General features: G+C 62.5%; 9 protein-coding genes. 5 read left to right on the forward strand and 4 right to left on the reverse strand.

Annotated elements, in window-relative coordinates; all coding sequences use genetic code 11:
- Positions 1-138: 138 nt before the first annotated feature.
- The 4 genes from BN77_RS01125 to BN77_RS01145 form a co-directional block, all read right to left on the reverse strand.
- Entirely contained in the window at positions 139-1,656 is a 1,518-nt protein-coding gene (locus BN77_RS01125; RefSeq protein ID WP_040676592.1) for a tripartite tricarboxylate transporter permease, read from the reverse strand.
- Between the two features lie 12 nt (positions 1,657-1,668).
- On the reverse strand, positions 1,669-2,160 hold the full coding sequence (locus BN77_RS01130) for a tripartite tricarboxylate transporter TctB family protein (RefSeq protein ID WP_007527592.1): 492 nt from the start codon (positions 2,158-2,160) through the stop codon (positions 1,669-1,671).
- Positions 2,157-3,101, reverse strand: coding sequence for a Bug family tripartite tricarboxylate transporter substrate binding protein (locus tag BN77_RS01135; RefSeq protein ID WP_007527594.1), 945 nt, complete (start codon positions 3,099-3,101; stop codon positions 2,157-2,159). The genes BN77_RS01130 and BN77_RS01135 overlap by 4 nt, the downstream gene beginning before the upstream one ends.
- Before the next feature lie 511 nt (positions 3,102-3,612).
- Complete coding sequence (locus BN77_RS01145) at positions 3,613-4,659, reverse strand: ABC transporter substrate-binding protein (RefSeq protein WP_208856449.1); 1,047 nt, start codon at positions 4,657-4,659, stop codon at positions 3,613-3,615.
- A gap of 163 nt (positions 4,660-4,822) precedes the next feature.
- Here BN77_RS01145 and BN77_RS01150 point away from each other — a divergent pair, with 163 nt between their 5' ends.
- The 5 genes from BN77_RS01150 (at position 4,823) to BN77_RS01170 (ending at position 13,627) form a co-directional block, all read left to right on the forward strand.
- A complete protein-coding gene (locus BN77_RS01150) occupies positions 4,823-5,500 on the forward strand; it encodes a response regulator (RefSeq protein WP_007527600.1) in 678 nt (225 codons plus the stop codon).
- Positions 5,497-6,879, forward strand: a complete 1,383-nt coding sequence (locus BN77_RS01155) for a sensor histidine kinase (RefSeq protein WP_007527602.1) — start codon at positions 5,497-5,499, stop codon at positions 6,877-6,879. Before BN77_RS01150 ends, BN77_RS01155 begins: the two co-directional genes overlap by 4 nt.
- Positions 6,880-6,988: 109 nt before the next feature.
- Positions 6,989-10,312 (forward strand): transglutaminase family protein, encoded by a 3,324-nt coding sequence (locus BN77_RS01160; protein ID WP_007527604.1) that lies wholly within the window; start codon positions 6,989-6,991, stop codon positions 10,310-10,312.
- A 13-nt stretch (positions 10,313-10,325) separates the two neighbouring features.
- A complete protein-coding gene (locus BN77_RS01165) occupies positions 10,326-12,743 on the forward strand; it encodes a circularly permuted type 2 ATP-grasp protein (RefSeq protein WP_007527606.1) in 2,418 nt (805 codons plus the stop codon).
- Positions 12,740-13,627: a transglutaminase family protein gene (locus BN77_RS01170; RefSeq protein ID WP_007527608.1), complete on the forward strand. Its 888-nt coding sequence runs from the start codon at positions 12,740-12,742 to the stop codon at positions 13,625-13,627. Before BN77_RS01165 ends, BN77_RS01170 begins: the two co-directional genes overlap by 4 nt.
- The last annotated feature ends 41 nt before the right edge of the window (positions 13,628-13,668 follow it).

Below are 13,668 nucleotides of genomic sequence, written 5' to 3' on the forward strand. Positions count from 1 at the left end.
CCGCACAGCCGGCAAGCATGTGGCCTGATGCGACGCGGGTTCCGTCTCCGCCACCGGCGCGTCTCGCGGGTCTGAACGAAAGGGCCGGCGATGTTTCCATCGCCGGCTGCAATTGAGGGGTTCGGGCAGCCTTTTCTTTTAATCCTCGCTTGCCGCAAGCTGCGACAGAACCTCGCCGCGTCCGCGCAGGCGCAGGATCAGCGGGATGATGAAGGCGGCGGCAGCAACGATCAGCAGGCCGGCTGCGATCGGCGACATCACCAGCGTCGTCACATCGCCCTGGCTGATCGCAAGGGCGCGGCGCAGCTGTTGCTCGGCGAGCGGACCAAGGATGAGGCCGACGACCGCGGGCGCGATCGGATAGCCGAACAGCCGCATGATGTAGCCGAGGACACCGAAGGCAAGCAGCATGCCGAGTTCGAACACCGAGGGATTGGCGCCGATCGTGCCCAGCGTAGCGAACAGTAGGATTCCGGCATAGAGCCATGGCTTCGGGATCGTCAGCAGACGCACCCAGAGACCGATCAGCGGCAGGTTGAGCACCAAGAGCATTGCATTGGCGATCAACAGGCTGGCAATCAGGCCCCAGACGATCTGCGGGTTGTTTGCAAACAACAGCGGACCGGGCTGCAGGCCGTATTGCTGGAAGCCGGCGAGCATGATCGCCGCTGTTGCCGACGTCGGCAAGCCGAGCGTCAGGAGCGGAACGAGCGTACCGGCAGCCGATGCATTGTTCGCGGCCTCTGGACCGGCCACGCCCTCAATCGCGCCATGGCCGAATTCCTCGGGATTCTTGCTTAGCCGTTTCTCAGTGGCATAGGAGAGGAACGTTCCGATCTCTGCGCCGCCGGCCGGCATTGCACCGATCGGAAAGCCGATAAGGGTGCCGCGCAGCCACGCTTTCCAGGAACGTGCCCAGTCTTGCGCCGTCATCCACAACGAACCCTTGACCGCCTCGACGGTCTCCTCGCCCCGATTGCCCTGAGCGGCAATATAGAGCGTCTCGCCGATCGCAAACATCGCAACCGCCAGCGTCGTGACCTCGACACCGTCGAGCAGATCCGGAACGCCGAAGGAAAGACGCGCCTGGCCGGTCTGCAGGTCGATACCGATCATTGCAAGCGCAAAGCCGATGAAGAGCGACGTGAGCCCCCGTAGCGCCGAGTCCCCGAAAGCAGAGGAAACCGTGACGAAGGCAAGGATCATCAGCGCAAAATACTCGCGGGGGCCAAAGACGAGGGCGAGTTTGACGATATAAGGGGCGATGAAGGCCAGGCCGAGCGTGGCGATGAGACCCGCCACGAACGACCCGATCGCCGCTGTCGCGAGCGCGGGGCCGCCCCTGCCCGCCCGGGCCATCTTGTTGCCCTCCAATGCGGTAACGATCGAGGAGCTTTCGCCCGGCGTGTTGAGAAGGATCGAGGTTGTCGAACCACCATACATCCCGCCATAATAGATGCCGGCGAACATGATGAGCGATCCGACCGGATCGAGCTTGTAGGTGACCGGAAGTAGGAGTGCGACCGTCAGCGCCGGACCGATGCCCGGCAAAACGCCGACGGCCGTTCCAAGCGTTACGCCGATCAATGCGTAAAGCAGGTTCATCGGCTGCATGGCGACGAGGACGCCCTGAAGGAGGAGTTCGAAAGTGTTCATGGGCATTCGTTCCTAGAAGAAGAGCCTCTCCAGCGGACCGGCGGGCAACAAGAGCTGCAAAAGCTGCGAGAAGATGATCCAGACGACGAAGCTGAGGGCGATACCGGCCGGCAGCGATAACCAAAGCTTGCGCAGTCCGAAGCCACGCGCCGTGAGTGCGAAGAGAACACCGGTGGCGATCGAAAAGCCGGCCGTCTTCAAGAGTAGCATTTGGCCTGCAAGGCCGGCGACGATCCATATGACCGGTGCGATTTCCTGATGCTCACGCTCGGGAAAATCGCCATGCCAGGCTTCGAACGCGGTCCAGATCCCAAGTGCGATCAGGCCGAGCGCAACCGCTGTCGGAACGGTGGCGGGACCAATGCGCGCGTATTGCGCGACCGCCTTCATGTGAGAAACGTCCCAGAGCATGACCGCGGCCACGGCGAAAAGACAGAGGGCAATGACCAGCGCCGCCCAGTCGGGGCGGCGCTTCATTGCCAGGGGTTCGTTACCCTCGCTCATTTAACAAGTCCGATCTCTTTGAGGATGCCTTCCGTCGCAGCAACGTCCTTTTCGAGCTGCGCCTTGAAGGCGTCGCCGGCGAGGTAGGTATCGGCCCAACCTTTGGTCTTCAGGATTTCCTGCCAGCTGGCGGATTTCGAGACCCTGTCGAAATCAGCGGTGATCGCTGCGGTCTGTTCGGCCGAAAGCCCTGGAGCGGCAGCTATCATGCGCCAGTTCTGCACGGCGACGTCAAGACCGGATTCCTTCAGCGTCGGCGCATCGACGCCCTCGATGCGGCGGTCGCCGGATACGGCAAGCAGGCGCAGTTGGCCGGCTTTGACTTGCGATTCGAACTCGCCGTAACCGGAAATACCCGCCGTCACCTGTCCGCCGAGAATGGCGGCCAGTGCTTCGCCGCCGCCGGAGAAGGCGACATAGTTGATCTTCGTCGGATCGACGCCAGCTGCCTTGGCGATCAGGCCGACTGCGATATGGTCGGTACCGCCGGCCGAACCGCCGCCCCAGGAAACGGCACCCGGATCCTGCTTCAGCTTCGCGACGAGATCGGCCATGGTCTTGATGTCGGATGAGGCCGGGACGACGATCGCCTCGTATTCTCCCGTGAGCCGGGCGATCGGTGTGACGTCCTTGAGGGTAACTGGCGACTGGTTCGTCAGGATGGCGCCGACCATGACGTAGCCGCCGACGATCAGTGCGTTCGGATTGCCGCTGTTTTGGCCGGCAAACTGGGCGAGACCGATGGTGCCGCCGGCACCCGGAACGTTCTGAACCTGAACATTGCCGGAAATACCTTCCTTCTGCATGACGGTCTGCAGCGAACGGGCCGTCTGGTCCCATCCCCCGCCGGGAGCCGCCGGCGCCATGATCGTGTAGTCGGCGGCGTAAACCGGCAATCCGATCGCGGCCGCGAAAATCGTTGCAAGAAGAGTATGCTTCAAGAGTGTGTCCTCCGTGGGTGCGGCTAAAAAACCGCACATTGTTCTCGATGGAATCGGGAAGGACGCCCGCAGACCGACTTCAAGGTCCAATATGGCTGGCAAGCTCCTCCCGAAACTTCATTTCTCCGCCTCCACGGAGCTGAAGTTCCGCAAAGCGGACCACAATAAGCTGTCATTTAGCTGACACGGGCACAGCATCCACCCCCGCCGACACTTTTTTGCCGCAATTGTCGATAGCGAAAAACTGCGGCAACCACGGGAACTTGTCTGCAATCTCGGCGTTTAGAGGCTATGAGGAGGATTGCCCCATGAGTTCTCACATCGATAGCAAGAAAATCGAAAATGAGGGCTTGCGACAGGTGTGGAGTGTGCGCGAATTTGCACACCGTCACCGGTTGGATAAGGAAGAGGAGAAACGTCTCCTCGCGCTCTTTGGATCATTCGCGACCAAGCAGGAGTTGCTGGCCAACGCCAAGCGGCCCTGCGTATTCCGGTAGCTCAATCCCCATCCCTATTGTGTACGCAGCACTTCGTTCCAGTGCGCGATGAGCCTCGCACGCTTGACTTGATCCAAGTAGACCATCAGCCCAGGGCTGACGGGTACAGGCCGAAGTTGCGCACCGAGAAGCTCCTGCATGGTATTGGCCGTATTTTCGCCCGCAACCTCTGGACTGACGGCCGGAATCTGCAGTTTGCGCGCCATGATTGTCTGGCCCTCCTTCGACATGAAGAAGGAAAGGTAGCGTCGGCCAAGCGCGGGCTCACCAGCCGCCTGCGGAACAAGACCGATACGCGACATCACGACGGTATAGTCCTTTGGCAGAACGATCCCGACATCAGGATGGCGCTTAGCCCAGTCGGCTGCATAAGAACCGAGGATGTTGTAACCGAGGACAAAGCGGCCGTCCGACACGCGCTCCAAAATGGCCGAGCTGGTCGAATAGAGCTTGACTCCGGCTGCGCCCATAGCGCCGATGACGGACCAGATATCCCCGAACTGCTCCTGGTCGCGCGCCATAAATAGGAAGCCGACACCGGAACGCTCGATGTCATAAGTGCCGATCCGGCCATGGACCGCATCGCCCTTGCGCTTGAGGTAATCGACGAGTTCGGCGCGCGAACTCGGCGGCGGCTCCTTCACGAAGCTCGGCTTGTGATAGACGAAGACCGCCGGCTCGAAGGTCAGCGCATAGGCGGTGTTGCGCCAATTGGCCCATTTCGGCCAGCGAGCACTCATCGGTAGGTTGCTCACCTGCGCGTAACCGTCGTTGGAGAGCTTCACCTGGAGATCCATGGCCGAGGAGAAGGCGAAATCGGCGGTGCGCCTACCAGCGTCGGTCTCGCGCACGATGCGATCATAGATCTCCCCGGTCAGCATATCCTCGTACTTGACCGCCACATCGGGGTTGGCGTCCTGAAATCCGCGTATCATTGGCTCGGCCAGCGGCGCGTCGAGCGATGAATAGACAACAAGCGTCGGAGCTTCCGCATCGCCGGAACGCGCGGGATAGGACACCTCGTCCGCCATCGCCACACCGGGACAGAGACACAGCAACAGGAAAAGAACACCCCTCATTGCTCGACAATGCATCAGCAGCAGCGATCCAGCAAGCGATCGCGCCAGCACTTTCCTGCCGAGGCCACTGGCGCCGGCGCAATCGAAAAACGCTATGACATCTTCACGACCACCTGTATCCTCTTCAAAAACCAAGGGAACATCCGTGCGCATTCTACTGGTGGAGGACAACATCGCGCTGGCCGACGGGCTTTCGGCCATCCTGCGCGGCACCGGCCATGCCGTCGACGTCGTGCATGACGGCGCCTCTGCCAATGCCGTGACGGCAGCCGAGAACTTTGATCTTGTCGTGCTCGACCTGAACCTGCCCGAGATGGATGGCCTCGAGGTGCTGCGCGCCATGCGCGCCCGGCAAAACCGGTCGGCCGTTCTCATCCTGACAGCACGCGGCGCACCGGAAGAGCGGGTCAGGGGCCTTGATCTCGGCGCCGACGATTACCTCATCAAGCCCTTCGATATCTCGGAATTCGAGGCTCGCGTTCGCGTTCTGCTGCGCCGGCAGGCCGGTCTGCATTCGGCGGCTGTAAGCTTCGGCGGCATCTCGCTCGATCTCAACTCGCGTGCCTTTTTTGCCGGCTCGACGCCCCTCGATATCCCCGCCCGCGAACTTGGCCTGCTGGAAATCCTCTTCATGCGCGCCGGCAAGGTGGTCGCCAAGGAAGCGATTATCCAGTCGCTGACGGCATTCGACGACGACATTTCGGCCAATGCCATCGAGCAGTATGTCAGCCGCCTCAGGAAGCGCCTCTCACCTTACGGCCTCACGGTGAAGACCGCCCGCGGCATCGGCTACTATCTCGACAAGCTGCCCGAGCCCTCATGACGACAGCCTATTCGCTCAGACGAAGGCTCCTATTCTGGCTGCTGATCTCGACCGCAATCATCGGCACGGTCGCGCTCGTCGACACCTACCGCGAGGCCGTGCAGACCTCGAACATTGTATCGGACCGTGTGCTGGCCGGGTCTGCGCTCGCCATCGCTGAACGCGTCGTCGTTGCGGAAGACGGCACACTCGAGGTCGACATCCCCTACGTAGCGCTGGAGATGCTGACCTCCGCCGCGCAGGACCGCGTTTTCTATCGCGTCGATGGGCCGCCGGGGAAATTCATCACCGGCTACCAGGCGCTGCCCGTGCTTGCCGAAACGGTCGGCGATACTGCAGCATTTGCCGACGATACTTTTCGCGGTGAGCCGATCCGGGTGGCGACGCTCAAACGGTCTGCCTCGACGGGCATCCGCTCCGTACCCTTTGCCGTGACCGTCGCGGAAACCACGATTGCCCGCCGCCACTTGGCTCGCGCCATCCTATTTCGCTCGGCACTCCGCCTTTCCTTCATGATTGCGGGCGCTGCCATTATCGTCTGGATTTCGGTCACCGTCGCGCTGCGCCCGCTCTACAAACTTCGCGACGCGATCGGCGAGCGCAGTCCCGACGACCTCCATCCGATCGAACAGTCGGTGCCGAGCGAGGTCCAGCCGCTGGTCGACACGGTCAACGGCTTCATGGTGCGTCTGCAATCGGCTCTCGACGCGCTTCGTAACTTCACCGGCAACGCCAGCCACCAACTGCGCACACCGCTTGCCATCATCCGCACGCAGCTTGCCCTCTCGGGCCGCGCCAAAACGCTCGCTGAAGCACAGGGTTCTGCCCTGAAGGGCGACCAGGCCGTTGCACACGCCGAGCGAATTCTCGCGCAATTGCTGCTGATGGCGAAAATCGATGCGGCAACGGCGAAGGAGGCAATGACCGCCTCTTTGATCGACCTGACGGCCATCGCCCAGGAAATTACCGGGGAGCTCATCCCGGCCGCCGCCGAGGCGGGCATTGATCTCGGCTTCGAAGGCCACCGCCCCGCCATTGTACGCGCCGAGCCGCTGCTGATCGGCGAGCTGTTGCGCAACCTCGCGGGAAACGCCATCGCCTACGCTGGCAACGGAGCGGAGGTGACCGTGCGGATAGCCGAAGCGGATGAGACCGTCTGCCTCGAAGTTGAGGACAATGGTCCGGGAATTCCGGCGGAGAAGCTGGCAGCCGTGCGGCAGCGCTTCGCGCGCGGCAGTGATTCGGGCGCTCAAGGGGCGGGGCTCGGCCTGCCGATCGTTGAAGAGATCGCTTCCCTCTTTAATGCGGCGCTCGCGCTAGAGCCCGGCATGGACGGAAGAGGCCTCAAAGCCTCGGTGACCTTTGCAAAGGCTTCCTAGAGGCTTAGCCGGCTTGGCCTTACCGCCTTGCATTCTTTCGCTGCATTGCACACACTGCCGCCCGGGAACAGCAATGCCGTCAACGATACGGCAGCGGACAAGGCCATACATGTCGATCAAAGCCAGCATCCATCATCTGACGCACTATAAATACGACAAGCCGGTCCGCCTCGGACCGCAGATCATCCGTCTCAAGCCTGCGTCGCACTCGAAGACGCGGGTGATCAGTCATTCCTTGAAGGTCACCCCGTCCAACCACTTCGTGAACCTGCAGCAGGACCCCTACGGCAACTATCTGGCACGCTACGTCTTCCCGGACCCGGTCACGGAGTTCAAGATCGAGGTCGATCTCGTTGCCGACATGACGGTCTACAATCCCTTCGATTTCTTCGTCGAGGAGGAAGCGATCAAATGGCCGTTCGACTATCCCGAGACGCTTCGCGAAGACCTGTCGATCTACATGACGCCAGAGACGCCCGGCCCTCGCCTCAAAGCCTTTCTCGAAACGCTCGACCACTCGCCGGGCCAGCCAACCGTGGATATGGTGGTCAACCTTAACACGCGCCTGCAGCACCAGATCGGCTACGTCATCCGCATGGAGGCTGGCGTCCAGTCGCCGGAAGAAACGCTGGAAAACGCCAAGGGCTCCTGCCGTGACACGAGCTGGCTCTTGGTGCAGATCCTTCGGCATCTCGGCCTCGCCGCCCGCTTCGTCTCCGGTTACCTGATCCAGCTGACACCCGACCTCAAGGCACTCGAAGGCCCCTCGGGAACCGAGGTCGACTTCACCGACCTGCACGCCTGGGCCGAAGTCTATCTGCCAGGTGCCGGCTGGGTAGGCCTTGATCCTACCTCCGGCCTTCTGACCGGCGAAAGCCATATTCCACTGGCCGCAACGCCGCACTTCAGCAATGCCGCACCGATCTCCGGTGGTTACTTTGGCGAGGCGAATACCGATTTCGCCTTCGACATGACGGTCACTCGCGTCGCCGAACATCCGCGCATCACCAAGCCCTTCTCCGATGAGAGCTGGGACGAGTTGAACGCGCTCGGCGAAAAGGTTGATCGCATCCTCGAGGCCGAGGACGTGCGCCTGACCATGGGTGGCGAGCCGACCTTCGTCTCCATTGACGATTTCCAGTCCGACGAATGGAACACCGCAGCCGTCGGCCCGACGAAACGCGAAAGGGCCGATACGCTGATCCGTCGTCTGCGGGAACGCTTCGCGCCCAACGGCTTCCTGCATTACGGTCAGGGAAAATGGTATCCCGGCGAAAGCCTGCCACGCTGGACCTTCTCGCTCTACTGGCGCAAGGACGGCCGGCCGATCTGGTCGAACGACGGCCTCGTGGCAACCGAGGGCCGCGACTATCAGGTGACCGATGAGGAAGCAGGACGCCTGCTGACAGCGATTGCCGGCGAGCTCGAGATCCCGCCTGACTACGTCGCCCCGGCCTACGAAGATCCTGCCGAGTGGCTGGTGAAGGAAGCAAACCTGCCCGAGAACGTGGACCCCTCCAATTCCAAGCTGAAGGATCCGGAGGAGCGGATGCGCATGGCCCGCGTCTTCGAACGCGGCCTAAACAGGCCGACTGGCTATGTCCTTCCGGTGCAGGCGTGGAATTCCCGCGCCAACGGCCGCCGCTGGACGAGCGAGAAGTGGTCGACGCGACGCGGCCGCATCTTCCTCGTGCCCGGCGACAGCCCGGTTGGCTACCGCCTGCCCCTCAATTCGTTAACCTGGATCTCGCCCGCGCAATATCCCTACATCAACCCGATGGATCCGACGGTTCCGCGCAGTGAGCTTCCAGATTACCGGCAGGACAAGGGGCGGCCGCAGCAGGCCGCCCATTTCCAGCCCTATAGCGGCCAACAGCCGACCGTACCGCAATCGGCGGGGGAGATCGATGGCCATATCAGGACGGCGCTCTCGGTTGAGGCCCGCGAGGGTCGTCTCTGCGTCTTCATGCCTCCTACTGTCAGCATCGAGGATTATCTCGACCTGATTGCCTCGACGGAACGCGCCGCCGCGGCCCTCAACCTTGCGGTCCATATCGAAGGTTACGCGCCGCCGCAGGACGAGCGCGTCAACGTCATCCGCGTCGCGCCCGATCCCGGCGTCATCGAGGTCAACATCCATCCGGCATCGAACTGGAAGGACTGCGTCGACATCACCACGGCGATCTACGAGGAAGCCCGCCAGAGCCGGCTCGGCACCGACAAGTTCATGATCGACGGTCGTCACACCGGCACGGGCGGCGGCAACCACGTTGTCGTCGGCGGCAGCAATCCGATCAACAGCCCGTTTCTGCGCCGGCCCGATCTGCTGAAGAGTCTGGTGCTGCATTGGCAGCGTCATCCCTCGCTCTCCTATCTATTTTCCGGTCTGTTCATCGGTCCAACCAGCCAGGCGCCGCGCATCGACGAAGCCCGCCACGACAGCCTTTATGAACTGGAAATCGCGCTGGCCCAGATCCCGGCGCCCGGCCGTGGCGTCGCACCACTGCCGTGGCTTACCGATCGTCTGTTCCGCAACCTGCTGATCGACGTCACCGGCAATACCCACCGCGCCGAAATCTGCATCGACAAGCTGTTCTCACCCGACGGCCCGACTGGCCGGCTCGGGCTCGTCGAATTCCGCGGTTTCGAAATGCCGCCGAATGCGCGCATGTCGCTCGCCCAACAATTGATGGTCCGCGCATTGATCGCCCGTTTCTGGCAGAACCCCGCCGACGGCAAGTTCGTGCGCTGGGGCACCTCGCTGCACGACCGCTTCATGCTGCCCCATTTTGTCTGGGCCGATTTCCTCGATGTGCTCGGGGACCTCAAGCGGAACGGCTTCGACATAAGCCCCGACTGGTTCAAGGCACAGCTTGAATTCCGCTTCCCCTTCTGCGGCGAGGTCGAATACGAAGGATCGAAGCTGGAGCTGCGACAGGCGCTGGAACCATGGCACGTCATGGGCGAAGAAGGAGCGATCGGTGGCACCGTGCGCTATGTCGACAGCTCCGTCGAGCGCTTGCAGGTGCGGCTGGAGACCAGCAATGCCTCCCGATACACTGTCACCTGCAACGGCCGCACTATGCCGTTGACTCCGACCGGCACCGCAGGCGTCTCGGTTGCCGGCGTGCGCTTCAAGGCCTGGCAGCCCGCGTCGGGTTTGCACCCGGTTTTGCCGGTCAACACGCCGCTGACCTTCGACATATATGATACATGGTCAAAGCGTTCGATCGGCGGCTGCATCTATCATGTTGCCCATCCGGGCGGGCGCAACTATGACACCTTCCCGGTCAATGGTAACGAAGCGGAAGCAAGGCGCCTGGCGCGATTCGAGCCGTGGGGGCACACGGCAGGTGCATTCATTCCGCGTGCGGAGACGGCTTCATCGGAATTCCCGCTGACCCTGGATCTTCGGCGACCGGTGGGAATTTAGACGTTAGGGCGAAATGGGCAAAAAACCGACGGCAGGAGTGAGGGAAGAGCCACGTATCCTCACCGGAAACGAGGCAGTGCTCGACTATGCTCCGCTGCCTGGAGTCGCCGACGAAATGGTCGACACCAATGGTGCTATCCGTCCGGTCTGGCAGCGTTTCTTCGCACATCTGAGCGGCATGCCCGAGAAGGATCTGACCGAGCGCTTCGCTCGAGCCGATCGCTATCTCCGCGATGCCGGCGTGTTTTACCGGGCCTATGGCAGCACCGGCAGCGCCGAGCGCTCCTGGCCGCTCTCGCATGTGCCCGTCCTGATCGATGCGCGAGAATGGGAGACGCTGTCGGCCGGCCTCGAGCAGCGCGCCGACCTGCTGGAGGCGATCGTTGCCGACATCTACGGCGAAAACCGACTGGTCGAGGACGGCGTCCTGCCACCGGCGCTGATCGCGGCCAATCCCGAGTACCAGCGTCCGCTCGTTGGCGTCACTCCCGCGGGCGGGCACTACCTGCATTTCTGCGCCTTCGAGATCGGCCGCGGCCCCGATGGCAACTGGTGGGTGCTTGCCGACCGCACCCAGGCTCCGTCAGGAGCTGGCTTTGCGCTTGAAAACCGCGTCGCGACGACCCGCGCCTTCTCCGACATTTATGCAGAGACGCCGGTTCATCGCCTCGCGTCCTTCTTCGGAGCGTTTCGCGATGCGCTGCAGGGCATGAAGCACAGCGGCGATGACCGCATCGCCGTCCTGACGCCTGGCCCCGCCAACGAGACCTATTACGAGCACGCCTATATCGCCCGCTATCTCGGCTTCATGCTGCTTGAAGGCGAAGATTTGACCGTCGTCAACGGCAAGGTCATGGTCCGCACCGTTTCCGGCCTGAAGCCGATCACCGTGCTATGGCGCCGTCTCGATTCCGCCTATGCGGACCCGCTGGAGCTGAACCAGAATTCGCATATCGGCACGCCCGGCCTCGTCGAGGCGTTGCGCGCGGAAAGCGTGACGATCGTCAACGCCCTCGGTAGCGGCATTATCGAAACACGCGCGCTGCTGGCCTTCATGCCGACCATCTGTCGTCGCCTGTTCGGCGTAGAACTGAAACTCCCCTCGATTGCGACCTGGTGGTGCGGCCAGAAGGGCGAGCGCGAGCATGTGGCGGAGAACATCGAGAAGATGGTCATCGGCCCGGCCTATTCGCGCGCCCCCTTCTTCGACGACAGCGGCGAGTCCGTGCTCGGCTCGAGCCTGCGCGCCACCGCCAAGGATTCGATTGGCGGCTGGTTGAACTCCGACGGCGCAAAGCTCGTCGGACAGGAGGTCGTGACGCTTTCGACGACCCCGGCCTGGATCGACGGCAAACTCACGCCTCGCCCGATGTCGCTGCGGGTCTTCGCCGCCCGCACAGCTAACGGCTGGCAGATCATGCCGGGCGGCTTCGCCCGCATCGGCGGCAGTGATGACGTTTCCGCCATCGCCATGCAATCGGGCGGTTCCGCCGCCGACGTCTGGATCGTCAGCGACAAGCCGGTGGAACGCCACACGCTGCTGCCGGCCGAAGGCAGTTTCACCCGCAACATGCCGGGCAGCCTGCCGAGCCGGGCTGCCGACAACCTCTTTTGGCTTGGCCGCTACATCGAACGCGCCGAGGGGGCCCTGCGCATCCTGCGTGCCTGGCACGCCCGCTTTGCCGAGGCGGCCGATCCGAACCAGCCGCTGCTGGCTGACGTGACGGCCTATCTGGCGGCCGTCGACATCGACACCGGGGACGCGGTGCCGGACACGCTGCTGCGCAACATCGACAGCGCCGTCTATTCCGCAAGCAACATCCGTGACCGCTTTTCACCCGACGGCTGGCTGGCTCTTACCGATCTCGCCAAGACTGCACGGCGTTTCCGCACGACGGTCTCACCGGGCGACGATGCAAGCCATGCGATGACGATCCTGCTGCGCAAGCTCGCGGGCTTTGCAGGTCTCGTGCACGAAAACATGTATCGCTTCATGGGCTGGCGGTTCCTGTCGCTTGGTCGCCATATCGAACGTGGCCTGCACATGACGCGGCTGCTCGGCCACATGTCGGGACCGGACGCGCCCGACGGCGCGCTCGACATGCTGCTCGAGATCGGCGACAGCGTCATGACCCATCGCCGTCGCTATAACGTCAACACTGCCCGCCTGACGGTCACCGATCTTCTGGCGCTCGACCCGCTCAATCCGCGCTCGATCCTCTTCCAGATGAACGAAATCCATCGCGAGGTGGAGCAGCTGCCGAACGCGCTCGTCAACGGCCAGATGTCACCTTTCTACCGCGAAGCAATGAGACTCCACGCAGGCCTTGCGGTGATGACGCCGGAGACGATGAGCGTCGACGTCTATCGCCGTCTCGAACGTGAGTTGGAACAGCTGTCCGACCTTCTTGCCCAAACATATCTCGGATGACTCAGGTGCTCTACGATCTCACCCTGCACATGGGGTACATTTACGATACGCCGGCTTCAGGCGCCCGCCACATTATGCGGCTGATGCCATTGTCGCTACCAGATCGCCAGCGGCTGATCGCCGGCTCCATCAAGGTTTTGCCAACGCCGGACGAACAGGCGCATTTCGTCGATTTCTTCGAGCACCCTGCGACCTCTTTCATGCTGCGCGCGCCGCACGAAAAGCTTGATATCCTTATGCAGGCCCGCGTACAGGTGGAGAGCCATTCGATCGCGGCGGATTTTTCGCCAGTGCTCGCGAAGCTGCCGGATGAGGTCGCTGGTGTCTGGTCGCTGAAGCCCGATGCCCCGCATCACTTCCTCGGCAACAGTCCCCGCCTGCTGGAAACGCGAGCCGTTTCAGACTATGCGAAGGTCTGCGCCGAACCGTCATCAACCGTCCTGCAGATTGCCACTGCGCTTTGCGAGAAAATCCATCGGGATTTCACGTACGATGCCGAAGCGACGACCGTCGACACAACGCCGCTTGAGGCCTTGCAGCTGAAGAGCGGCGTGTGCCAGGACTTCGCCCATGTCATGATCCTGGCGCTGCGCAGCCTCGGGATTCCGGCAGGCTATGTCTCCGGCTTCCTGCGCACCATCCCGCCACCCGGTAAGGAACGGCTGGAGGGCGCCGACGCCATGCACGCCTGGGTCAGGGTCTGGTGCGGCGAAACGATCGGTTGGGTCGAACTCGACCCGACGAACAACATCCCGGCCGGCACCGACCACATCGTCGTCGCCTATGGCCGCGACTACGCCGACGTCGCACCCGTGATCGGCGTACTAAAGAGTTACGGCGGCCAACGCGCCGTCCAGGCGGTGGACGTCATCCCCCTGGGATGAACATCCTGTAGATGCAGGAGTCAAAAAACTCCTCAAAAAAG

This window comes from Rhizobium mesoamericanum STM3625 (assembly GCF_000312665.1).
Taxonomy (GTDB): Bacteria; Pseudomonadota; Alphaproteobacteria; order Rhizobiales; family Rhizobiaceae; genus Rhizobium; species Rhizobium mesoamericanum.

What these genes read in the sequence shown, in the direction of transcription:
- BN77_RS01125 (WP_040676592.1), bottom strand. Translation starts at nt 1,656, where the DNA reads ATGAACACTTTCGAACTCCTCCTTCAGGGCGTCCTCGTCGCCATGCAG.
- BN77_RS01130 (WP_007527592.1), bottom strand. Translation starts at nt 2,160, where the DNA reads ATGAGCGAGGGTAACGAACCCCTGGCAATGAAGCGCCGCCCCGACTGG.
- BN77_RS01155 (WP_007527602.1), top strand. Translation starts at nt 5,497, where the DNA reads ATGACGACAGCCTATTCGCTCAGACGAAGGCTCCTATTCTGGCTGCTG.
- BN77_RS01160 (WP_007527604.1), top strand. Translation starts at nt 6,989, where the DNA reads ATGTCGATCAAAGCCAGCATCCATCATCTGACGCACTATAAATACGAC.
- BN77_RS01165 (WP_007527606.1), top strand. Translation starts at nt 10,326, where the DNA reads ATGGGCAAAAAACCGACGGCAGGAGTGAGGGAAGAGCCACGTATCCTC.
- BN77_RS01170 (WP_007527608.1), top strand. Translation starts at nt 12,740, where the DNA reads ATGACTCAGGTGCTCTACGATCTCACCCTGCACATGGGGTACATTTAC.